At 68.2% G+C, this 22,186-nt stretch carries 18 protein-coding genes and 2 tRNA genes; 8 read left to right on the top strand and 12 right to left on the bottom strand.

Annotated elements, in window-relative coordinates; genetic code table 11:
- Window positions 1-146: 146 nt before the first annotated feature.
- Window positions 147-854, top strand: coding sequence for a DUF5324 family protein (locus OHO83_RS23335; RefSeq protein ID WP_330279765.1), 708 nt, complete (start codon window positions 147-149; stop codon window positions 852-854).
- 83 nt (window positions 855-937) lie between these two features.
- Here the strand turns inward: OHO83_RS23335 and OHO83_RS23340 are convergent.
- A tRNA-Ala gene (locus tag OHO83_RS23340) sits at window positions 938-1,010 on the bottom strand.
- Between the two features lie 182 nt (window positions 1,011-1,192).
- On the opposite strand from OHO83_RS23340, the gene OHO83_RS23345 reads away from it, so the two are divergent.
- The gene (locus OHO83_RS23345) at window positions 1,193-1,741 is read left to right on the top strand and encodes a helix-turn-helix domain-containing protein (RefSeq protein ID WP_100597242.1); all 549 of its coding nucleotides are present in this window, start codon (window positions 1,193-1,195) and stop codon (window positions 1,739-1,741) included.
- Window positions 1,742-1,860: 119 nt separating this feature from the next.
- Complete coding sequence (locus tag OHO83_RS23350) at window positions 1,861-3,630, top strand: serine/threonine-protein kinase (RefSeq protein ID WP_330279766.1); 1,770 nt, start codon at window positions 1,861-1,863, stop codon at window positions 3,628-3,630.
- 18 nt (window positions 3,631-3,648) lie between these two features.
- Here OHO83_RS23350 and OHO83_RS23355 read toward each other — a convergent pair whose 3' ends face one another.
- Both OHO83_RS23355 and OHO83_RS23360 read right to left on the bottom strand, forming a co-directional pair.
- Window positions 3,649-5,112 carry a hypothetical protein gene (locus OHO83_RS23355; RefSeq protein ID WP_330279767.1) on the bottom strand — a complete coding sequence of 488 codons (1,464 nt, stop codon included), beginning with the start codon at window positions 5,110-5,112 and terminating at the stop codon, window positions 3,649-3,651.
- Window positions 5,113-5,328: 216 nt separating this feature from the next.
- Complete coding sequence (locus tag OHO83_RS23360; RefSeq protein ID WP_003999697.1) at window positions 5,329-5,457, bottom strand: DLW-39 family protein; 129 nt, start codon at window positions 5,455-5,457, stop codon at window positions 5,329-5,331.
- 315 nt (window positions 5,458-5,772) lie between these two features.
- Here OHO83_RS23360 and OHO83_RS23365 point away from each other — a divergent pair, with 315 nt between their 5' ends.
- Window positions 5,773-6,111, top strand: coding sequence for a DUF6344 domain-containing protein (locus OHO83_RS23365; protein WP_330279768.1), 339 nt, complete (start codon window positions 5,773-5,775; stop codon window positions 6,109-6,111).
- Between the two features lie 653 nt (window positions 6,112-6,764).
- Here OHO83_RS23365 and OHO83_RS23370 read toward each other — a convergent pair.
- From OHO83_RS23370 to dnaA, 9 genes are all read right to left on the bottom strand, one after another.
- Window positions 6,765-6,838 (bottom strand) — tRNA-Ile (locus tag OHO83_RS23370).
- Between the two features lie 193 nt (window positions 6,839-7,031).
- Entirely contained in the window at window positions 7,032-7,694 is a 663-nt protein-coding gene (locus tag OHO83_RS23375; protein ID WP_266672365.1) for a DUF3566 domain-containing protein, read from the bottom strand.
- 18 nt (window positions 7,695-7,712) lie between these two features.
- The gene (gene gyrA / locus OHO83_RS23380) at window positions 7,713-10,337 is read right to left on the bottom strand and encodes a DNA gyrase subunit A (protein WP_329434578.1); all 2,625 of its coding nucleotides are present in this window, start codon (window positions 10,335-10,337) and stop codon (window positions 7,713-7,715) included.
- Window positions 10,338-10,379: 42 nt separating this feature from the next.
- A complete protein-coding gene (gene gyrB, locus OHO83_RS23385) occupies window positions 10,380-12,479 on the bottom strand; it encodes a DNA topoisomerase (ATP-hydrolyzing) subunit B (RefSeq protein ID WP_323186895.1) in 2,100 nt (699 codons plus the stop codon).
- 273 nt (window positions 12,480-12,752) lie between these two features.
- Complete coding sequence (locus OHO83_RS23390; protein ID WP_116512070.1) at window positions 12,753-13,295, bottom strand: DUF721 domain-containing protein; 543 nt, start codon at window positions 13,293-13,295, stop codon at window positions 12,753-12,755.
- Window positions 13,292-14,416 carry a DNA replication/repair protein RecF gene (gene recF, locus OHO83_RS23395; RefSeq protein ID WP_330279769.1) on the bottom strand — a complete coding sequence of 375 codons (1,125 nt, stop codon included), beginning with the start codon at window positions 14,414-14,416 and terminating at the stop codon, window positions 13,292-13,294. The genes OHO83_RS23390 and recF overlap by 4 nt, the downstream gene beginning before the upstream one ends.
- Before the next feature lie 103 nt (window positions 14,417-14,519).
- Window positions 14,520-15,395: a phosphogluconate dehydrogenase (NAD(+)-dependent, decarboxylating) gene (gnd, locus tag OHO83_RS23400; protein WP_330279770.1), complete on the bottom strand. Its 876-nt coding sequence runs from the start codon at window positions 15,393-15,395 to the stop codon at window positions 14,520-14,522.
- Between the two features lie 177 nt (window positions 15,396-15,572).
- Window positions 15,573-16,703, bottom strand: a complete 1,131-nt coding sequence (dnaN, locus tag OHO83_RS23405; protein ID WP_266672359.1) for a DNA polymerase III subunit beta — start codon at window positions 16,701-16,703, stop codon at window positions 15,573-15,575.
- Window positions 16,704-17,593: 890 nt separating this feature from the next.
- On the bottom strand, window positions 17,594-19,633 hold the full coding sequence (dnaA, locus tag OHO83_RS23410) for a chromosomal replication initiator protein DnaA (RefSeq protein WP_330279771.1): 2,040 nt from the start codon (window positions 19,631-19,633) through the stop codon (window positions 17,594-17,596).
- Between the two features lie 375 nt (window positions 19,634-20,008).
- On the opposite strand from dnaA, the gene rpmH reads away from it, so the two are divergent.
- The 4 genes from rpmH to yidC are packed head-to-tail and all read left to right on the top strand — an operon-like array spanning window position 20,009 to window position 22,185.
- Complete coding sequence (gene rpmH, locus OHO83_RS23415) at window positions 20,009-20,146, top strand: 50S ribosomal protein L34 (protein ID WP_006381191.1); 138 nt, start codon at window positions 20,009-20,011, stop codon at window positions 20,144-20,146.
- Window positions 20,147-20,164: 18 nt separating this feature from the next.
- Complete coding sequence (rnpA, locus tag OHO83_RS23420) at window positions 20,165-20,536, top strand: ribonuclease P protein component (protein WP_116512076.1); 372 nt, start codon at window positions 20,165-20,167, stop codon at window positions 20,534-20,536.
- Entirely contained in the window at window positions 20,533-20,892 is a 360-nt protein-coding gene (gene yidD / locus OHO83_RS23425; protein WP_100597227.1) for a membrane protein insertion efficiency factor YidD, read from the top strand. Before rnpA ends, yidD begins: the two co-directional genes overlap by 4 nt.
- A 3-nt stretch (window positions 20,893-20,895) precedes the next feature.
- Window positions 20,896-22,185, top strand: a complete 1,290-nt coding sequence (yidC, locus tag OHO83_RS23430) for a membrane protein insertase YidC (protein WP_266672354.1) — start codon at window positions 20,896-20,898, stop codon at window positions 22,183-22,185.
- Window position 22,186 lies beyond the last annotated feature (1 nt).

A 22,186-nucleotide genomic window follows, 5' to 3' on the forward strand; every position in this document is an offset into this window, starting at 1 on the left:
TTCGCCTGGAGTACCTCGGTACACCCAAAGGCGTCTTATGCCCCGAATGCTCGCCCTCGCATGCCCCCACTGCCGCCGTCCGGCAGGCATGATCTGAAAAAGGGTGGAAAGGTGAAAACCTGTACGCCACCGAGGAGGAGGATCCCGTGACCCGCATCGACAGCGTGCGCGCCGCGACCGGCTCGGCGAAGGACAGCGTGCTGCACGCCGCGGAAGTGGTGGCGCCCTACGCCGAGACGGCCAAGGACCGGGCCGCACTGTATGCGCAAGAAGCGCGCGTACGGCTCGCACCCGTGATGTCGCAGGCTGCGCAACAAACCCGCGACCAGTACGACACATACCTCGCGCCGCATCTTGAACAGGCCCGCAGCCACGTGCCGACGAAGGTCGATCAGGCCGCGCAGGAAGCAGCCGTCCGCACCCGGAAGGCGGCCCGCAAGGCCGCCGTCTACGCCAAGCCGCGGATCGAGCAGGCGGTCGCCGCCGCCCAGCCCGTCCGCGAGGAGGCGACCGCCCGCAGTATCGCGGCGCTCGCCGCCCTGCGCGGACAGGTGACGCCGAAGGAAATCAAGAAGCTCGCCCGCAAGCACGAGCGGCGGGCCCGGGCCGGACGTGTCGCCAAGGGCTTGCTCATCGTCGGCATCCTCGCCGGGGGCGCCTGCGCCGCCTGGAAGTGGTGGGACAAGCAGGCCAACCCGGACTGGCTGGTCGAACCGCCGGCCGCGACCGAGGTCCCGGACACCACGCCCCTGTCGTCGGTGGACGGCAGCGGTCAGAATGCCCTCGACCCCGAGGTCCAGGCCAAGCAGGCCGAAGCGGAGGCGGACGACGCCGACCGCGACGACCGCGGCTGAGCCTCCAACGAGCAGTAACGCCGGAGGGCGGGAGACCAGTGGTCTCCCGCCCTCCGGCGTTCACGTGTTTCACGTGGAACCTGTGGAGCCTAGGAGATTCGAACTCCTGACATCTGCCTTGCAAAGGCAGCGCTCTACCAACTGAGCTAAGGCCCCGAAAACGATACGTCGGCCCGGAGGAAGTGCGATCCGGTGCGCATCGCAGACCAGAGTACCGGGTCACCCCCCGGATTTCGCAAAAGGATTGGGGGTCCCGGTCCACGACCACTCTCCGTAAGATGCCCCACGTGGTTCGCGGCAGCGAACCGCCGTATTTGGGGAAGCGATGGGGAGACGCAATGGACGCCGCACAGCAGGAAGCTACCGCAAGAGCCCGGGAGCTCCAGCGAAACTGGTACGGAGAGCCGCTGGGGGCGCTCTTCCGTCGCCTGATCGATGATCTGGGCCTCAATCAGGCGAGGCTCGCGGGGGTTCTCGGTCTGTCCGCGCCCATGCTGTCCCAGCTCATGAGCGGTCAGCGCGCGAAGATAGGCAACCCGGCGGTCGTCCAGCGTGTCCAGCTGCTCCAGGATCTGGCCGGTCAGGTCGCCGACGGAAGCGTCAGCGCCGCCGAAGCCACCGAGCGTATGGACGAGATCAAGAAGTCACAGGGGGGCTCGGTGCTCACCAACACCGCGCAGACAACCACCAGTTCGGGCGCGCCCACGGTCAAGCGTGTGGTCCGCGAGATCCAGTCGCTGCTGCGCTCCGTCTCCGCGGCCGGGGACATCATCGATGCGGCGGACACCCTCGCCCCGAGCCACCCGGAACTGGCAGAGTTCCTCCGGGTCTACGGCGCCGGGCGCACCTCCGACGCCGTAACCCACTATCAGGCGCACCAGAGCTGATCCCGGCCGAACGGTAGCGACATCGGGCCGGCCGCGAGTCCCGCGGCCGGTCCTGGGCCGCGGGACCATCCGAGAGGCCGGACGCGTCGTGACGGCCGAGGGGGGAGCGACGCACCACGATGGGTGAGGTCTTCGCCGGACGCTACGAACTGGCCGACCCGATCGGCCGCGGGGGGACAGGCGCCGTATGGCGCGCCTGGGACCACCGGCGCCGCAGGTATGTGGCCGCCAAGGTCCTGCTGCAGAGCGACGCCCACACCCTGCTCCGCTTCGTGCGCGAACAGGCACTGCGCATCGACCACCCCCACGTCCTCGCCCCGGCCAGCTGGGCCGCCGACGACGACAAGGTCCTGTTCACCATGGACCTCGTCGCGGGCGGCTCGCTGGCGCATCTGATCGGTGACTACGGGCCCCTGCCACCGTCCTTCGTGTGCCTCCTCCTGGATCAGCTCCTGGCCGGCCTCACCGCGGTGCACGCGGAGGGGGTCGTGCACCGCGACATCAAGCCCGCCAACATCCTTCTGGAGGCGACCGGCACCGCCCGGCCTCATCTGCGCCTCTCGGACTTCGGCATAGCGATGCGCAAGGGCGAGCCCCGGCTCACCGAGACCGACTATGTGGTGGGAACGCCCGGCTACTTCGCCCCCGAACAGGCGATGGGCGGTGAGCCGGACTTCCCGGCAGACTTGTTCGCCGTCGGTCTCGTCGCCCTGTATCTGCTCCAGGGCGCCCGGCCGGACTCCAGGGCGCTGATCGAGCACTTCACCGACCACGGCACCCCCGGCGCACCCCAAGGCATTCCCGGCCCGCTGTGGACCGTCGTGGCCGGTCTGCTGCAGCCTGATCCCGAAGCGCGCTTCCGTACCGCGACAGGGGCGCGCAAGGCCCTCCTGGCGGCCTCCGAACTGCTTCCCGAGCCCGGACCCGACGACGAACTGGTCGAGGTCTTCGACCAACTCGGCTCGCTCCCGCCGGGCTTCGCCCCGAACGGCCCTACCACGACCTCCCGGGCGGTCGCCCCGGGCCTCGTACACGACCGGAACCGGGACCACGGCTCGACGACCGGCCGGTCCACGACCCTGAAGCCGCCGCCCGCGCCAGGAGAGGCCCTGCCGGCGCTCCCCGCGGAGCCACCGACACCGGCGCCACCACCGCCCCCGCTGTATGCACCGGCGGTGCCGGACGCCCCACCGGCAGAACGCTCCGTCCCAAGGCCCACCACCCCCGCGCCTCCGGGACCGGCATCCACCACGTCGCAGACCGCCATGCACGGGAGCAGCATCACCCCCGGGACCACCCCGTCCAGAACCGCCCCGTCGGAGGCCGTCACCCCCGGGACCGCCCCGTCGAATGCCGGATTGTCCGGCACCAGCATGTCCGAGACGGGCAGCTTCCACCTGCCGCCGCCCCCGCCCGCGCAGCCCCCCGCGCAGCCACTCGCGCCCACCCCACCCGAGCCACGGCCGATCACCCCCACCACCGCTCCCGAGGTTCCCGGCTACACCGCCCATGCACGCACTCACCTCACAGCACCACAAGCACCACCACCAACCCCACCGACTCGCCCGCACCCCCACGCCTCCCCTCACACCCCGGCCACGACCCCCGCCACGCAGCGCTCCTACGCCGCTCCGGCCCAAGGCCCTGCTCCAGCCCAAAGCCCTGCGCCGGCGCCCGCTCAGCCGGCCCCTATCTCTACGTACACCGCCCAGAGCGTTCAGGTTCCACTCGTCAGCCACCCGAATCCCGGCGGCACGGCCCCGAGCCCGACCCCTCATCGACGGCTGCGGAAACGGCGGCCGGGACCGCCCGCGAAGGTGGCGATCCCGGTGCTGTTCGTTGCCTTGGTCAGTTTCGTGGTGGGCATCTGGGCGCTAGCCCAGGCCTGAGAAGGCCTGACGCCCCGCCTACCAGCCAGCGGGTGCCCGCCGACGGGCGACGTACGTCCATACGCCGAGCCCCAGCACCAGCACGGACCCCGTGCCGATCCCGGCGATCCCGACGACCGTCATGCGGTTCGTCCGACCGGACCCGCCCGGCTCCGCCTGACCGCCGCCCTGACCGCCGCTCCGGCTTCCCTCCGAGGCCAACGACGAGCCACCGCCCTGCGCGAACCCGCTCTCAGCGGCAGCCCGGTCCGCGTCCGTGACCTGGAACGCACCCGGATCCCGCACATACGTGGGCGCGGACGCCGCGTCCCCATGGACCGTCAGACGAAGCGTCAGCCCGGACTCCTTGTTCCCGAAGGTCCCCTTCATCTCCGGCGTGAGGGAGACCCTCAGGTAGTACCAGCCGGCGAACCGCACGCCCGCTTCGTCCGCGCGCGACAGATAACGGTTCTCGTAGGCGACCGGAGGCAGGGAGTCCAGGGCCGCCACGGAGGGCTCCCCGCCGTACGAGGCGTCCTTCGAAGTGACAGACGTCCGCGCCGGGTTGTACAGCGTCACATTCAGTGCGCTCGGCACAAAGCCCTTACGCTGCGCGTCCCCCGCCGAAGAGCCCAGCTCCGCCTCGGTGAAGAGTTGCTGTCCCCAGTCCAGCGGCACACGGTAGAAGAGCGTCTGCCCCGGGCGGATCCGGTCCTTCCACACACCTTGCCGCAGGCTCCGCGCGTCGTTGAAGCCCGTGCCTCCCCGGCGCTCGGAAGGGATTCCGGCGGGCGGACGCGGCGCAGCCGACGACCAGGCCCCGGGCCCTGTGGTGGCAGGCGGCGACTTGAGCGCGGGCTCCGAGGAGACGCTCAACTCCAGGTCCCAGCGCTCCCGCGTGGAATCCGGCGCAGTCTTGCGCGCGACGACCACGTCATACGTGCCCGCATCCTGACAGCGCCCGCCGCCCTCCCGCACGACCCGCTCCGCGGTGGCGGCTATCGGCCTCGGGTACTCGGCGGAGCGGAACGCCGCCACCTCGGAGTCACAGCGATTGCCCTGCCGATCCTGCAGGGTCACGGAAATGCTGTCGTTGAACGCCACCTTCACGTCCGCCCCGGCCTTCGGCACCGCCACCGCCGAGACATACGTATCGGAGGAACCGTCCAGGGCGACGCGGTAATAGCGCGTGCCGGCCGCCCCCTTCGCGCCCGACCCGCTGCCGAGCCCGGTGCCCTTCACCCCCGCCTCGATGGAGCTCCGGTACGTCTTCCCGGCCTTGAGCTCCGCAGCATCCGTACTGGTCACCGCACCCTGGACCGTCTTTGCCCCCTGCGCGAAGACGTACGAAGCCGAGTCCTGCGCTGCCGCGACCCCGGGCAGCGCCACCACCACGACCGGCACGGCCACCGCACACATCGCCACCCCGAGCGCCGACACCGCCCGTCCACGCCCGCGCCCCACCACGCGCCCCACCAGGCTCCGCCCTACGCGCCGACTCATCACGCGCCCCTTCGTCGCCCCCGCCATCGCCTCATCGCCGGACGCCCATCCTGCCGCCAGGGCCCCATGCACCCCACGGGCATTCACCAAAGCAAGCAAATAATTTACTCAAGCGAATAAACGACCCAGGCCTGCCTCACGCCCAACCCCTCCCCGGACAGCACAAAGCCCCGACCGCTCATGCGATCGGGGCCTTGAAGAGACTGTCGTCGATACTCACGAACCCGTGGGCACGGAGTCAGTCGCCTCCGTCCACAGATCCTGCTCGGCGCGATCCGCCTGGATCTGGCGGTACACGAGGAGCCCGCCGATGGCGGCCAGTGCGACCAGGAGAAGCTTCTTCACCGCGCGACCTCGTCTTTCTTTGACGTAGGGGACCTCTGGCGCCCGACTATACACACCGACCGATACCGATCGGTGACCTGCACCCGGGCCCAACTCCCGCACCCCGGTGACCAGTCGAACCCGATCACGGAGCTCCGATCACTCTTCGCAGAATGTGGCATTCAGCGTGATTGACGGACTTAAGGGGCGATTACGTCCATCCGGGTGGTGTTCATCTGAACATCGACGCGCCACGGGCGTCGGTCCCCCACTACGGAGCCCACATACACATCATGAGGAAAGTACGCAAATCGCCCAACCCGAAAGTGAGGGATCATGGCCACCAACAAGGTCATCAAGCTGTGGACCGTCCTCATCACCGCCTTCTTCGCGGTGCTGACCGCGATGGGTCTCACGTCCCCGGCCACCGCGGCCACGCCCGTACAGCAGGCGGAGGGCACCCGCAACACGACGGTGAGCATCCCCGCCGCTACCGCCGTCCGGGCTCCTTGGGCCATCAAACGGTCCCTGCCTCCCACCATGAAGCAGCGCATCCGCGCCGAGGCTCACGGTTCCTCCCCCAGCTGCCGCCACCGCCCGCCGGCCGACACGGAGTCCGGGAACGAGTTCGAAGAGACCGCGGCAGGAATCAACGCGCTCCACTCGCAGTCGTAGCAACAGCAGTACGTAAAGACGAAGCTCCACCAGCAGTGACCCAGCAGTGAAAGCAGCGGCGACAAAAGCGGCGACGGCAAGAAGGCCGGCCCTTTGAGAACCGCGGCAGACCCTCCGCAGCAATGGCTCCACCGCAGAACAGCCGGTGAGGAAGACCGACAGGTACCACCGGCAGGCGCCACCGCAGAGAACGTCCGGCAGCACGGTTCATCGGCCCAGGCCGACAGCGCCGCTCAGCAGCCAGTACGAGCACGAGCACCACGGACCGACGCACCACTCGCACCGCAGCACCACCTGCACCGCAGCACCACCTGCACCACCCGCACCACCCGCACCACAGCAGCGCGGCACCGCAGAGCCACGGCGGCGGCACCAGGCAGCGCTTCATCAGCGCAGCCACGCCCCGAACCTGCCGGTCGCACTCCAGATCCAGACGGCACCAACCGCAGGGAAAGCGCCCCACCGCCGGACCGCGACAGAGCGACAGCAGCACCCCTGACGGACCGCGCTCCCCGCGCCCTCGACCTTTCACGACCCCGGCCACCACAGGCTGAGGGTCTTCTTGGCGTGCGCCCACGGGCAAGGGCCCGGCCCCGCCGCCCCCAGAGACGCCAAAAACCCCCAACCACGATGGGTTGAGGGTTTCTGTCTTGTGGGGCTAACAGGATTTGAACCTGTGGCCTCATCCTTATCAGGGATGCGCTCTAACCAACTGAGCTATAGCCCCGCCGCGCTTTGCGGTGTGTGTCCCGCGCGCTGACCTCTGAAGATTAGCGCACGACCCGGCCAGTCCCAAAATCGATACCTGAGACCCCGCTCCACCGGCCAAAACGCCTGTGGAGCGCATCCCCCGTCGGGGGATGCGCTCCACAGGTGTCGCAGCGACCGAAGCGGGCTGCTGATCGGCTACCGCCCGGCTGCTACTCGTCCTCGGCGAGGGTCAACTCGACGCCGCCCACGAAGCCCGCGGAGAGGTTGTAGATGAACGCGCCGAGCGTGGCCAGCGCCGTCGCCAGGACGACGTCGATGACCGCGATGATCGACGTGAAGATCAGGACGCGCGGCAGCGACAGGAACGACTGGAGGTCGAAGCCGTTGGACTCGTTCGAGCCGGTGGCCTCGGAGATCGTGCCGCCCACGGTCGAGAAGACGCCCATGGCGTCCATGACCATCCACAGCACCGCGGCCGCGACGATCGTGCAGATGCCGAGCGCGATGGAGAGCAGGAAGCTGACCTTCATCACCGACCACGGATCGGCCTTGGCGACCCTCAGGCGCGCCTTGCGCGTACGGGGCATCGTGCGGGCCCCCGTGCGCGGCCTGCGGACCGCTCCGGCCGGCGGAGCCGCCTGGTAGGCCTGCGGCGGGTGGTACGGCTGCGAGGGCTGCGGAGGCTGCTGCCTCTCCCCGGGCAGCGCCCCGTCCGTGTCGGCCGCGTACTGCTGCGTCTGCGGACCTCGGGTGTCCGTCACAGTTCCCCCCTGGGATCCATGAGACTCGTGCGATTCGTTCGAGTCAGTGGCGGGGCCACGGCCGCCGTCCGATTCCGTACCGGTCGATCCGGCGCCCGTGGCTTCGCTCACGATGACTCACTCCTCGCGCTACTCGGCCGTGGACTCCGTGCCCTCGTCCGTTTCGACAGCCTCGATCTCGGCGGACTCGTCGACGATGACGTCACCGTCGACCTCCTCCGCCTCGCGACCGGCCTCGGCGTTACGAGCGATACCGACCACGGCATCGCGCTTGCCTAGGTTGATCAGTTGGACGCCCATGGTGTCACGGCCCGTCTCCCTGACCTCGTTGACTCGCGTACGAATCACACCGCCCGACAGCGTGATGGCGAGGATCTCGTCCGTCTCCTCGGTCACCAGCGCGCCGACGAGCGAGCCGCGGTCCTCCACGATCTTGGCGGCCTTGATACCGAGGCCACCGCGGCCCTGGACGCGGTACTCGTCGACGGCGGTCCGCTTCGCGTACCCGCCGTCGGTGGCGGTGAACACGAACGTACCCGGCCTGACGACATTCATCGAGAGCAGCTGGTCGCCCTCGCGGAAACTCATGCCCTTCACACCGGACGTGGCACGGCCCATCGGGCGCAGCGCGTCGTCCGTGGCGGTGAAGCGGATGGACTGCGCCTTCTTGCTGATGAGCAGCAGGTCGTCCTCGGCGGAGACCAGCTCGGCGCCGATCAGCTCGTCGTCGGAGCCGTCCTCCGTCTCGCGGAGGTTGATGGCGATGACGCCGCCCGAACGGGGCGAGTCGTAGTCCTTGAGGGGGGTCTTCTTCACGAGGCCGCCCTTGGTTGCGAGGACCAGGTAGGGGGCCGCTTCGTAGTCACGGATCGCGAGGATCTCGGCGATCGACTCGTCCGGCTGGAAAGCCAGCAGGTTGGCCACGTGCTGGCCGCGGGCGTCACGGCCGGCGTCCGGGAGCTCGTACGCCTTCGCGCGGTAGACGCGGCCCTTGTTCGTGAAGAACAGCAGCCAGTGGTGCGTCGTCGACACGAAGAAGTGGTCGACGATGTCGTCTTCCTTGAGCTTCGTGCCGCGTACGCCCTTGCCGCCGCGCTTCTGCGAGCGGTAGTCGACCGTCTTGGTGCGCTTGACGTAGCCGCCGCGCGAGATGGTGACGACGATGTCCTCTTCGGCGATCAGGTCCTCGATGGACATGTCGCCGTCGAAGGGCACCAGCTTGGAGCGCCGGTCGTCGCCGAACTTCTCGACGATCGCACCGAGTTCCTGACTGATGATCTGGCGCTGGCGCTCCGGCGAGGCCAGGATCGCGTTGTACTCGTTGATCTTGATCTGCAGTTCGTCGTGCTCGGCGACGATCTTCTGGCGCTCCAGGGCGGCCAGTCGGCGCAACTGCATCTCGAGGATCGCGTTGGCCTGGATCTCGTCGATCTCCAGGAGGCCCATCAGGCCTTCGCGGGCGATCTCGACGGTGTCACTGCGCCGGATGAGCGCGATGACCTCGTCGATGGCGTCCAGGGCCTTCAGGAGGCCGCGCAGGATGTGGGCGCGCTCCTCGGCCTTGCGCAGGCGGAACTTCGTACGGCGGACGATGACCTCGACCTGGTGGCTCACCCAGTGGCGGATGAAGGCGTCCAGGGAGAGGGTGCGCGGCACGCCGTCGACGAGCGCCAGCATGTTGGCGCCGAAGTTCGTCTGGAGGTCGGTGTGCTTGTAGAGGTTGTTCAGGACGACCTTGGCTACGGCGTCGCGCTTCAGCACGATGACGAGGCGCTGGCCGGTGCGCGACGAGGTCTCGTCGCGGACGTCGGCGATGCCGCCGACGCGGCCGTCCTTCACCAGGTCGGCGATCTTCTGCGCGAGGTTGTCCGGGTTGACCTGGTACGGGAGTTCGGTGACCACCAGGCACTGGCGGTTCTGGATCTCCTCGACCTCGACGACCGCGCGCATCGTGATGGAGCCACGGCCCGTGCGGTAGGCCTCCTCGATGCCCTTGCGGCCCACGACCAGGGCGCCGGTCGGGAAGTCCGGGCCCTTGATGCGCTCGATGAGCGCGTCCAGAAGCTCCTCGTGGGAGGCCTCCGGGTTCTCCAGGTACCACTGGGCGCCGGAGGCGACCTCGCGCAGGTTGTGCGGCGGGATGTTGGTGGCCATGCCGACCGCGATGCCCGCCGAGCCGTTGATCAGCAGGTTCGGGAAGCGAGCCGGCAGGACGGTCGGCTCCTGGGAGCGGCCGTCGTAGTTGTCCGTGAAGTCGACGGTCTCCTCGTCGATGTCACGGACCATCTCCATGGACAGCGGCGCCATCTTGCACTCGGTGTAGCGCATGGCGGCCGCGGGGTCGTTGCCCGGGGAGCCGAAGTTTCCGTTCGAGTCCACCAGCGGCATACGCATCGACCACGGCTGCGCCAGGCGGACCAGGGCGTCGTAGATCGAGGAGTCACCGTGCGGGTGGTAGTTACCCATGACGTCGCCGACGACGCGGGCGCACTTGTAGAAGCCCTTCTCGGGCCGGTAGCCGCCGTCGTACATCGCGTAGAGGACGCGGCGGTGGACGGGCTTGAGGCCGTCCCGTACGTCGGGCAGGGCACGCGACACGATGACGGACATCGCGTAGTCGAGGTACGAGCGCTGCATCTCGGTCTCGAGCCCGACGGGCTCGATGCGCTGGACACCCTCTGCGGGCACCGTCTCAACCGTGACGCTGATCTCGGCGCCCTCTTCAGGCGTGGGGGGAGTGTTCTCGTCGGTCATTGCTGGTGAAGATCCTTTCTGACGCGGTCAGCTGAGACCGACTCAGATGTCGAGGAAGCGGACGTCCTTGGCGTTGCGCTGGATGAACGAGCGGCGTGCCTCGACGTCCTCGCCCATCAGGACGGAGAACAGGTCGTCCGCCTGAGCGGCGTCGTCGAGGGTGACCTGGCCGAGCACGCGGTGCTCGACGTCCATCGTGGTGATGCGCAGCTCCTCGGCGTTCATCTCGCCGAGACCCTTGAAGCGCTGGATCGAGTCCTCGCGGATCCGCTTGCCCTGCTGGCGGCCGAGCTCGATCAGGGCGTCGCGCTCGCGGTCCGAGTACGCGTACTCGAAGTCCTCACGACCCCACTTGATCTTGTAGAGCGGCGGGCGCGAGAGGAACACGTAGCCGGCCTCGACGAGGGGGCGCATGAAGCGGAACAGGAAGGTCAGCAGCAGGGTGTTGATGTGCTGGCCGTCGACGTCGGCGTCCGCCATCAGGATGATCTTGTGATAGCGGAGCTTCTCGATGTCGAAGTCCTCGTGGACTCCGGTGCCGAAGGCGGAGATCAGCGCCTGGATCTCCTGGTTCTGCAGGATCTTGTCGATCCGCGCCTTCTCGACGTTCAGGATCTTGCCCCGGATGGGCAGGATGGCCTGGTACTGCGGGTTGCGGCCGGACTTGGCCGAGCCGCCGGCGGAGTCGCCCTCGACGATGAAGATCTCGCACTTGGTGGGATCGTTCGACTGGCAGTCGGAGAGCTTGCCCGGCAGCGACGCCGTCTCCAGGAGGCCCTTGCGGCGCGTCAGGTCACGGGCCTTGCGGGCCGCCACGCGCGCGGTGGCCGCCTGGATGGACTTGCGGATGATGTCCGCGGCCTCCACCGGATTGCGGTCGAGCCAGTCCGTGAGGTGCTCGTGCACGACCTTCTGGACGAAGGTCTTCGCCTCGGTGTTGCCCAGCTTGGTCTTGGTCTGGCCCTCGAACTGGGGCTCGCCGAGCTTGACCGAGATGATCGCCGTCAGACCCTCGCGGATGTCGTCACCCGTGAGGTTGTCGTCCTTCTCGCGCAGCAGCTTCTTGTCGCGCGCGTATCGGTTGATGAGACCGGTGAGCGCGGCCCGGAAGCCCTCTTCGTGCGTGCCGCCCTCGTGCGTGTGGATGGTGTTGGCGAAGGAGTACACGCCCTCGCTGTAGCCGTTGTTCCACTGCATCGCGACCTCGACGGAAAGGAGCTTCTCCTTGTCCTCGGCCTCGATGTCGATGACGGTCGGGTGGATGACCTCGCCCTTGCGGGAGTTGAGGTACTTCACGAAGTCGACGATGCCGCCTTCGTAGTGGTACGTCACCGTGCGGACGGCCTCGGCCTCGTCCGCGCCCTCGGCGGTGTCCGCACCGGCCGTGGCCTTCGCCGACTCGCGCTCATCAGTGAGTTTGATGGTCAAACCCTTGTTGAGGAACGCCATCTCCTGGAAACGCCGCGACAGCGTCTCGAAGGAGTACTCCGTCGTCTCGAAGATGTCACCGTCGGCCCAGAAGGTGACCGTCGTGCCGGACTCCTCCGTGGCCTCGTTACGGGCCAGGGGCGCCGTCGGCACACCCAGCTTGTAGTCCTGCGTCCAGCGGTAGCCGTCGCGCTTGACCTCGACGGAGACCCGCTGCGACAGCGCGTTGACCACGGACACACCGACGCCGTGCAGACCACCGGAGACGGCGTATCCGCCGCCGCCGAACTTGCCGCCGGCGTGCAGCACGGTCAGCACGACCTCGACAGCCGGCTTCTTCTCGGACGGGACGATGTCCACGGGGATACCGCGGCCGTTGTCGACGACGCGTACGCCACCGTCAGGAAGAATCGTCACGTCGATGGTGTCCGCGTGCCCGGCCAGCGCCTCGTCGACGGAGTTGTCGACGACCTCGTAGACGAGGTGGTGAAGGCCGCGCTCACCGGTCGAGCCGATGTACATGCCGGGCCGCTTGCGGACCGCGTCCAGACCCTCGAGGACTGTGATGGCGCTGGCGTCGTACGCCGAGGTCACCTCGCCGGAGGACTGATTCGCCTCCGCGGGGGCCTGGCCGACGGCGTCGGCGGCAGTGGACGGGATGTTCTCGTTGGGGTTGCCGGAATCGGCCACGAAGCGCCCTTTCTGGCACAGCACAAGCCAAGCCCGGCGGTGGCCGGAGCGGCTGCGTCGTTCAGCGATAGTCAGCGTTGCTCGGTGTGTCCCACAAGTGGGGCGGGATTAACTCTCAGTCTACCGGTAGCGCTGACAGTGATGGGGGTTTGCCGGTACCTGAGTCCGCATGTGCCGCCCTGAACCGGCCTCTGCCGACTCCCCATATGCGTCCCGGGGCTCCAAGAGGCTCACAGCGGCACTCAGCGCTTCCGGGCGTCAACCGGGTGTCAGCGCCCGGCCGACGGCTCTCGGGACTCACCCGTAGGTGTCGCCGGGGCCCTTGCTTCCGGGGGCGCGCAGGGGGCCGAAGCGGCGGGCGGGGCCGTTGGGCCCAAGGATCTTCAGGAGTCGTACGGTGCCGTGCCCGAGGTCCTCGTTGAGCCGCGCCACCAGCGTCGGAGCCAGGTACCGCAGCTGCATCGCCCAGGCCGTCGAATCGCACTGGACGGTCAGGACGCGCTCGTCCTCGTCGTACTTCAGGGGCTCGGAGTGCTTGGCGAGGTCCTCGCCCACGATCTCCGGCCAGCGGCCCATGACACCGCCGACGGCGGCCGGCGCCTCCCAGCCGCGCTCGGTGATCAGCCGGTTGATCGCCGCGCCGAACGCGACCGGATCACGGCCGTCGGCACGCGCCCCGGACCTCAGTCCGCCACCGCGCCGGGCCTGCTTCTTCTGCTGGTCGGCCACTCCACGCGCGCGTGCCTGTTCCTTCGCGGCGCGCAGGGCCACGCGCGCGAGGTCGACGCCGGACGGCTCGGGGGCCTTCGGAGGGACGTCGCCGGATGTGTTCTCGCTCATATCCGCTCCACCGTGCCGTCGGACACCGTGTACCGTGCGCCCGCCAGGACACCCGGCACGTCGTCGTCCACCGCGGCCGTCACCAGGACCTGCTCGCCGGGGGCGACCAGCTCGGCGAGACGCTCCCTGCGCCGCGCGTCGAGCTCCGCGAAGACATCGTCGAGCACGAGCACCGGCTCGTTCCCCTCGGCCCGCAGCAGGTCGTAGGAGGCCAGGCGCAGCGCCAGCGCGTACGACCAGGACTCGCCATGGCTGGCGTACCCCTTCGCCGGCAGCTGGCCGAGCTTGAGGACCAGGTCGTCGCGGTGCGGTCCGACGAGGGTCACGCCCCGCTCGATCTCCTGTTTGCGGGCCGCTTCGAGGGCGGCCATCAGCTGCTCGTAGAGCTCTTCGCGCGCGTGGCCGTCGATTTCGGGCGAGGACGGCTTGTATTCCAGAGCGAGCGGGCCGCCGCCGGGCGCCAGCTGTTCGTACGCCTTGTCGGCGAGCGGCTGGAGCGTGGCTATCAGGTCGAACCGCTGCGCGAGCAGCTCGGCGCCCACGCGCGCGAGGTGCTGGTCCCACACGTCGAGGGTCGACAGGTCCATGGACCGGCCGCCGTGCCTGCGGGCGAGCGCGGCCGACTTGAGGAGCGTGTTGCGCTGCTTGAGCACGCGGTCGTAGTCGGACCGGACACCGGCCATGCGCGGGGAGCGGGCCGTGATCAGCTCGTCGAGAAAGCGGCGGCGCTCGCCGGGGTCGCCCTTGACGAGCGCGAGGTCCTCCGGCGCGAACAGGACCGTGCGCACGATGCCGAGCACATCACGGGGTCTGACCTGCGAGGACCGGTTGATCCTGGCGCGGTTCGCCTTGCCCGGGTTGAGTTCGAGCTCGATGAGCTGCTGTCGCTCGCCCTGCCGGACCGCGGCCCGGATGACGGCGCGCTCGGCGCCCATGCGGACCAGCGGCGCGTCCGAGGAGACCCGGTGGCTGCCGAGGGTGGCGAGATAGCCGACGGCCTCGACGAGGTTGGTCTTGCCCTGCCCGTTCGGGCCCACGAACGCGGTGACGCCCGGATCGAGAGGGACCTCGACCCGGGCGTACGAGCGGAAGTCGGCCAGCGACAGATGCGTCACGTGCATGGTCGTTCGCCGACCTCCCCCAAGGTGTGGAGCTGGTGTGGACTACTTCGTCTGGAGCTTCGTGGATGCGTGGTGCGTTCGCTCTGTGCGTTCGCTTTCCGGGCTACTTCTTCTCGACGGCGTGGCCGCCGAACTGATTGCGCAGGGCGGCGATCATCTTCATCTGCGGCGAGTCGTCCTGGCGCGAGGCGAAGCGCGCGAAGAGGGACGCGGTGATCGCCGGCAGCGGAACCGCGTTGTCGATGGCCGCCTCGACCGTCCAGCGGCCCTCTCCGGAGTCGGCGGCGAAGCCACGCAGCTTCTCCAGGTGCTCGTCGTCGTCCAGCGCGTTGACCGCCAGGTCGAGCAGCCAGGAACGGATGACCGTGCCCTCCTGCCAGGAGCGGAAGACCTCACGCACATCGGTGACGGAGTCGACCTTCTCCAGGAGCTCCCAGCCCTCGGCGTAGGCCTGCATCATCGCGTACTCGATGCCGTTGTGGACCATCTTCGCGAAGTGGCCCGCGCCGACCTTGCCCGCGTGTACGGCGCCGAATTCGCCCTCCGGCTTGAGGGCGTCGAAGATCGGCTGGACCTTGGCGACGTGCTCCTTGGAGCCGCCGTACATCAGCGCGTAGCCGTTCTCCAGGCCCCAGACGCCGCCGGAGACGCCACAGTCGACGAAGCCGATGCCCTTGATGCCCAGCTCGACGGCGTGCTTCTCGTCGTCGCTCCAGCGGGAGTTGCCGCCGTCCACGACGACGTCGCCCGGCTCGAGGAGTTCGGCGAGCTCGTCGACGGTGGCCTGGGTCGCCCCGCCGGCGGGGACCATCACCCACACCACGCGCGGGCCCTTGAGCTTGCCCACAAGCTCTCCGAGGCTGTGGACGTCCGCGAGGTCCGGATTGCGGTCGTATCCGATGACGGTGTGGCCTGCGCGGCGGATGCGCTCGCGCATGTTGCCGCCCATCTTGCCGAGACCGACGAGACCGAGCTCCATCAGGTGGTTCCTTAAGTTGCGACGGGGCGTGAGGTGGTGCGTGAGGCACTCCCGCACCTGTGTTCCGAGCCTAAACCTGGGGGTACCACCCACGCCTTTCGGGCAGAGGGGGAGCTCACGCCCACCTGTGGGCATAGCCGCTCAGGCGAACGCCCGGCGGCCATGCCCTGTGGAGCGTCAGCCCGACAGCCGCACCGGCATGATCAGGTACTTGTACGCGTCGTCCGCCTCGGCGTCCACGGCGGGCCTGCCGCTGAGCAGCGCCGGCTTCGTCGAGGTCGTGAAGGAGAGCTGGGCGACCGGGGAGTCGATCGCGCTCAGACCGTCCAGGAGGAACGTCGGGTTGAAGGCGATCGAGATGTCGTCGCCGTCGAGCTGGGCGTCGACCCTTTCCACAGCCTGTGCGTCGTCGCTGGAGCCGGCCTCCAGGATCAGAACGCCCTGCTCGAAGCTGAGCCGCACCGGGGTGTTCCGCTCGGCGACGAGGGCCACACGCTTGACGGCCTCCACGAAGGGGGCGGTCTCGATCACGGCCACGGAGTTGAACTCCGTCGGGAACAGGGTGCGGTACTTCGGCAGGTCGCCCTCGAGGAGACGCGTCGTCGTACGGCGGCCCGCGCCCTCGAAGCCGATGAGACCCTCACCGGCGCCGGAGCCCGACAGGGCCAGGGTGACCGTGTCACCACTCGTGAGCGCCTTGGCGGTGTCCAGGAGCGTCTTGGCGGGCACCAGGGCGACCGCGGACGCCTCGGGATCCTCCGGCTTCCACAGGAACTCGCGGACCGCGAAGCGGTAGCGGTCGGTGGACGCGAGGGTGACCGTGTCGCCCTCGATCTCGATGCGTACACCCGTGAGCACCGGCAGGGTGTCGTCACGGCCGGCGGCGATGGCCACCTGGGCCGCGGCGGAGGCGAAGACCTCACCGGGGACGGTGCCCGTCGCGGTCGGCATCTGCGGCAGTGACGGGTACTCCTCCACAGGCAGGGTGTGGAGTGTGAATCGCGAGGAGCCGCAGACCACGGTCGCTCGTACACCGTCTGTGGAAATCTCCACCGGACGGTTCGGCAGGGCACGGCAGATGTCCGCCAGGAGCCGGCCCGAAACGAGGACGGTGCCCTCCTCGTCGATCTCCGCGTCGACCGAGACCCGCGCCGAGACCTCGTAGTCGAAGCTCGACAGGCTCAGTGCGCCCTCCTCGGCCTTCAGGAGAAGGCCCGCGAGGACCGGCGCAGGCGGTCGGGCCGGGAGGCTGCGCGCCGCCCAGGCCACTGCCTCCGCGAGTACGTCGCGTTCCACCCGGATCTTCACCGTAAGCCGCCTCCTGCTGTTGCTGGCTGCTCTCGCCCTGCGTTGGTCTTCGGTCTTCGTCGTGTGACTCGGTGTCGCTCAGCCGCCACATGGGAAGGACACCGGGGAACAGTCTGACGTACGGCGCTGACAGTCGTTGCCGCTCGGGGTCAAGTCGTGCCGACCCGCTGTCGGGCACCGGATCCCGAGTTGTGCACAGCCCCCACTTCAATCCTGATTCCCAGCTCTCTCTAGTTGGGAGTAGTAGTAGGGGCTGTGGAAACCGTGGATAACTGCCTTTTCGCAGGTCAGAGTCGGTTTTTTGTCCACCGGGCCTGTGGGCGCGAGCGGTGGACAACCGGGGTTCTCTGTGGACGGGGAAAAGTTCTGCACACCCGATACACAGGCCGGGGCCACTTCTCCCCAGGGCTGTCCCCAGCTTTCCCCCGGTTCCCCACAGCCCAACCACACCCCTTGATGTGACGCCTTTCACTCGGCACGGTGATTTTGCACGTTGCGTTGCCGAACAGTGGACAGCCGTGTGGAGAAGCCGTCCGCAGCTGTGCACAAGGGTCTCTGAGCTGTGGGTCGACGGTGGACAACGAAACCCACACCCTGTGGAGGGAGATCTTGTCCACAGCCTGTGGAGATCTTTTGTCCACGAATCCACAGCCGTCTGACCTGGTCTGATGGTCATTCAGCGCGAGGCCCTGTGGACACAGTCTGGACAACTTGGCAGTCCCCAGGGTGTGGACGCAAGAAAGTCCGCACATCTGTGGAGAACACCCGTAACCAGGGTCCGGAATCGAACACCGCGTCCGGCCAAACCGTCCGCGGCCACGAAGAAGGGCGCCCCGGGAGTTGTCCCGGGGCGCCCTTCGACGGCGTACAGAGGGGTCTGAAGGCTGCTGTCAGCCGTTCTTGATGCGGTTGGTGAGCTCGGTGACCTGGTTGTAGATGGACCGCCGCTCGGCCATCAGCGCGCGGATCTTGCGGTCCGCGTGCATGACGGTCGTGTGGTCGCGGCCGCCGAACTGTGCCCCGATCTTCGGCAGGGACAGGTCGGTGAGCTCACGGCACAGGTACATCGCGATCTGGCGTGCCGTCACCAGGACGCGGCTGCGCGACGATCCGCACAGGTCCTCCACCGTCAGGCCGAAGTAGTCGGCCGTCGCCGCCATGATCGCCGTCGCCGTGATCTCGGGGGCCGAGTCCTCGCCGCCGGGGATCAGGTCCTTGAGGACGATCTCCGTCAGACCGAGGTCCACCGGCTGCCGGTTCAGCGACGCGAACGCCGTGACCCGGATCAGCGCCCCCTCCAGCTCGCGGATGTTGCGCGAGATGCGGGACGCGATGAACTCGAGGACCTCCGGCGGAGCGTTCAGCTGCTCCTGCACCGCCTTCTTACGAAGGATGGCGATACGGGTCTCCAGCTCGGGCGGCTGGACGTCGGTGATCAGACCCCACTCGAAGCGGTTGCGCAGCCGGTCCTCCAGGGTCACCAGCTGCTTGGGCGGCCGGTCGCTGGAGAGCACGATCTGCTTGTTCGCGTTGTGGAGCGTGTTGAAGGTGTGGAAGAACTCCTCCTGCGTCGACTCCTTGTCCGCGAGGAACTGGATGTCGTCGACAAGAAGGATGTCCATCTCGCGGTACCGCTTGCGGAAGCTGTCGCCCTTGCCGTCACGGATCGAGTTGATGAACTCGTTCGTGAACTCCTCCGAGCTCACGTAACGCACACGCGTGCCCGGATACAGGCTGCGCGCGTAGTGCCCGATCGCGTGCAGCAGGTGGGTCTTGCCGAGCCCCGACTCCCCATAGATGAAGAGGGGGTTGTACGCCTTCGCCGGCGCCTCGGCGACGGCGACCGCGGCCGCGTGGGCGAAACGGTTCGAGGCACCGATGACGAAGGTGTCGAAGAGGTACTTCGGGTTCAGTCGCGCGGTCGGCTCGCCGGGACCCGTCGCGGGCGCGGGCTGCGCGGCGAGCGGTCCGGGGGCACCACTGGGGACGCCACGACCGCCGCGTCCGCCGTCCTGCCCGGGACGGCCGCCCATGGGACCGTCGTTGAGATCACGGCGCTCGTGCCGGCCGTGCCGCCCCTGACGGTCGGACATCTGCTGCTCGTAAGACGACCGCTCGGACTGCTGCTCGTATCCGGAGCGTTCGACCTGCTGGTCGTAACCGTTGCGGTCCGACTGCTGGTCGTATCCCGTCCGGTCCGGCTGCTGCTCGTAGGGCGACCGCTCCTGCTGCTCATAAGGAGAGCGTTCCTGCTGCTGGTCGTAGGGGGAGCGCTCGTTCTGCTGTTCGTACGCAGAGCGTTCCTGCTGCCGGTAGTCGTGCTGCGGCTGCTGGGGCGGGTTCGCGTACGGGTCGCGCTCGGGGAAGCCGAGCCGCGGCTGCTGCCAGCTGTACTCGTCCTGCGACCGCGGCCAGGCGCCCGGTTCCGGACGCTGGTAGTCCGGGTACGCGGGGCGGGCGGTCGGGAGCTGGTCGGGGCGGGAGCCCTGGGGCTGATCACCGCGGGGGCCCTGCGCATGGTCGTCCGCGCGGCGGCCGTACGGGTCGTACGGCTCATGGGGCTGGTTCTGGCCCTGGCTCTGGGCCGAGGGCGGCTCGGGCTCTTCGTAGCGGTGCTGCTGTACGGGGGGTGCGGACGGGGCGGGCTGTTCACCGACGGAGTCGTCGACCGTGATCGCGATCCGGATCGGGCGGCCGCACTCGCGGCTCAGCGTCTCGGCCACGACCGGCGCGAGCCGTCCCTCGAGTACGCCCTTCGCGAACTCGTTCGGCACGGCGAGCAGCGCGGTGTCGGCGACCAGCGCGAGAGGCTGGCAGCGCCGGATCCAGTGTTCGTCCTTCGTCTCGACGCCCTGCCCACGGCCCTCCCCGAGGAGCTGCTCCAGAACTCGTGGCCACACTGCGGCAAGATCGGCAGGTACGTCAGCCACAGGGCACGCTCTCTCGCAGGTCCCACGAAGGTGTGGTTCTGGGACGGGTCGGAAGAAAATCGGGGTGGGGCGGTGAGAAGGGAACGAATCGGAGTTCAGCCACGGTAGTCAGGGCAACCCGTGCGGTTCAAGTTGTTGTCCACAGGCTGTGCACAGTGTCCCTCACCCCATGCCGGTTTGACCGGATGGCGTAGCCGCGCGTACCGTGACCAGGTCGAGTTGTCGATGGCTGCTGCCGCCTGCCTCCGATGGGCAAAGATCACGATCTGTGATTGTGAAGCGGTGCACTCGGTGCGTATACGCGAGCTTCTCGTGGGCGCACGGTGACAGCCAGGCGATGTCCCGCCACCACACGATCATTTCTGGAGCCCCCGAGTGAGCAAGCGCACCTTCCAGCCGAACAACCGTCGTCGCGCCAAGACCCACGGCTTCCGCCTGCGGATGCGCACCCGTGCCGGCCGCGCGATTCTCGCGAACCGCCGTGGCAAGGGTCGCGCGAGCCTGTCCGCCTGATCGCGGACAGGTCATGACGTGCTGCCTACCGAGAATCGGCTGAGGCGGCGCGAAGACTTCGCAACCGCGGTACGCCGAGGACGCCGGGCTGGTCGCCCGCTCCTCGTCGTCCATCTACGTAGCGGTGCAACGGACCCGCACGCGCCTGGGGAGAGCGTTCCCCCGACGCGTGCGGGTTTCGTCGTGAGCAAGGCAGTCGGTGGAGCTGTCGTACGTAACGCGGTGAAGCGCAGGCTTCGCCACCTCATGCGCGACCGACTCGCACTGTTGTCCCCCGGTAGCCTGGTAGTCGTACGTGCGTTGCCCGGCGCGGGTGACGCTGACCATGCACAGCTGGCCCGAGACCTGGATGCCGCCCTTCAGCGGCTGCTGGGAGGGGGCGCGCGATGAAATATCCGCTGCTTGCTTTGATCAAGCTCTACCAGTGGACCATCAGCCCTCTGCTGGGCCCTGTGTGCAAGTACTACCCGTCGTGTTCCCACTACGGCTTCACAGCGATCGACCGTCATGGTGCGATCAAGGGAACAGCTCTCACCGCCTGGCGCATCCTCCGGTGCAACCCGTGGTCGCTCGGCGGTGTCGACCACGTTCCGCCGCGCAAGCGTCCGCGGTGGCACGAAATGCTGCGTAACGCCTGGCGCGAACGCAAGGGCGGGCCTTCCGCCGCCGGCGCGCCTTCAGAGTGTGGCCACACCAGCCCCTCGAGCCCCGCCGCCGAGACCCCGTCCCATGCTCAAGGAGCCTGATTAGTGGACACGATTGCCGGTTTTTTCAGCTTCATCACGACACCAGTTTCTTGGGTCATCGTCCAGTTCCACTCGTTGTACGGGGCGATCTTCGGCCCTGACACGGGCTGGGCCTGGGGCCTGTCCATCGTGTCCCTGGTGATCCTGATCCGTATCTGCCTGATCCCGCTCTTTGTGAAGCAGATCAAGGCCACTCGGGCGATGCAGACGCTGCAGCCCGAGATGAAGAAGATCCAGGAGCGCTACAAGAACGACAAGCAGCGCCAGTCCGAAGAGATGATGAAGCTGTACAAGGAGACGGGTACCAACCCGCTCTCCTCGTGCCTTCCCATCCTGGCGCAGTCGCCGTTCTTCTTCGCCCTGTACCACGTGCTCAACGGCATCGCGACGGGCACCACGATCGGCGTCATCAACGACGATCTGCTGGCGAGCGCGCGTAAGGCGCACATCTTCGGCGCCCCGCTCGCGGCGAAGTTCACCGACAGCGCCGACAAGGTCGCCTCGCTGGGCGCCTCGCTCACCGACGTCCGTGTCGTCACCGCGATCATGATCGTCCTGATGTCGGCGTCGCAGTTCTACACGCAGCGCCAGCTGATGACGAAGAACGTCGACATGACGGTCAAGACGCCGTTCATGCAGCAGCAGAAGATGCTGATGTACGTCTTCCCGGTCATGTTCGCCGTCTTCGGCATCAACTTCCCCGTCGGTGTTCTCGTCTACTGGCTGACCACCAACGTGTGGACCATGGGCCAGCAGATGTACGTCATCCGCCAGAACCCGACCCCGGGCAGCAAGGCGCAGGCCGCGTTCCTGGAGCGTCTGCTCAAGCACGTCTCGCACGCCGAGAAGACGCGCAACCGCCGCGAGCGCGCCGTCGTCAAGGCGATCGTCTCCAAGGGCCGCGAGCGCAACGAGTTCGAGCGCAAGTTCATCAACGGCCTGACCAAGGTGAACCTCGCCGCCCAGGCCGACGGAACGGTCATCAAGAGCACGGCCGGCACCCTGACCGAGGACGAGGACGGGGGCCAGACGACGGGCGGTACGCCGAAGCGGCAGCAGCCCAAGCGTCAGTCCAAGTCGCAGCGCCAGCACGGCACCGCCCAGGGCGCGGCCAAGGATGAGTCCGATGCGCCGCAGCCCACGTCCCTCGAGAAGAAGGACGAGGCGGAAGACGCCAAGCCCGAGGCCAAGCCGGCCGGTGGCAAGCCCGCTTCCGGCACCCCTGCCCGCAGCAAAGCCAAGTCCGGACAGCGCAAGGGCCCGCAGCGGCCCAAGTCCCCGTCCAAGAAGTAAG

Origin of the sequence: Streptomyces sp. NBC_00569, assembly GCF_036345255.1 — a bacterium.
In the GTDB taxonomy this organism is placed as follows: Bacteria; Actinomycetota; Actinomycetes; order Streptomycetales; family Streptomycetaceae; genus Streptomyces.

Excerpts from the sequence above, each read along its gene's own strand:
- OHO83_RS23345 (WP_100597242.1), top strand. The coding sequence starts at position 1,193 with ATGGACGCCGCACAGCAGGAAGCTACCGCAAGAGCCCGGGAGCTCCAG.
- gyrA (WP_329434578.1), bottom strand. The coding sequence starts at position 10,337 with ATGACCGACGAGAACACTCCCCCCACGCCTGAAGAGGGCGCCGAGATC.
- OHO83_RS23350 (WP_330279766.1), top strand. The coding sequence starts at position 1,861 with ATGGGTGAGGTCTTCGCCGGACGCTACGAACTGGCCGACCCGATCGGC.
- yidD (WP_100597227.1), top strand. The coding sequence starts at position 20,533 with ATGAAATATCCGCTGCTTGCTTTGATCAAGCTCTACCAGTGGACCATC.
- OHO83_RS23355 (WP_330279767.1), bottom strand. The coding sequence starts at position 5,112 with ATGAGTCGGCGCGTAGGGCGGAGCCTGGTGGGGCGCGTGGTGGGGCGC.
- gnd (WP_330279770.1), bottom strand. The coding sequence starts at position 15,395 with ATGGAGCTCGGTCTCGTCGGTCTCGGCAAGATGGGCGGCAACATGCGC.
- recF (WP_330279769.1), bottom strand. The coding sequence starts at position 14,416 with ATGCACGTGACGCATCTGTCGCTGGCCGACTTCCGCTCGTACGCCCGG.
- OHO83_RS23390 (WP_116512070.1), bottom strand. The coding sequence starts at position 13,295 with ATGAGCGAGAACACATCCGGCGACGTCCCTCCGAAGGCCCCCGAGCCG.
- OHO83_RS23365 (WP_330279768.1), top strand. The coding sequence starts at position 5,773 with ATGGCCACCAACAAGGTCATCAAGCTGTGGACCGTCCTCATCACCGCC.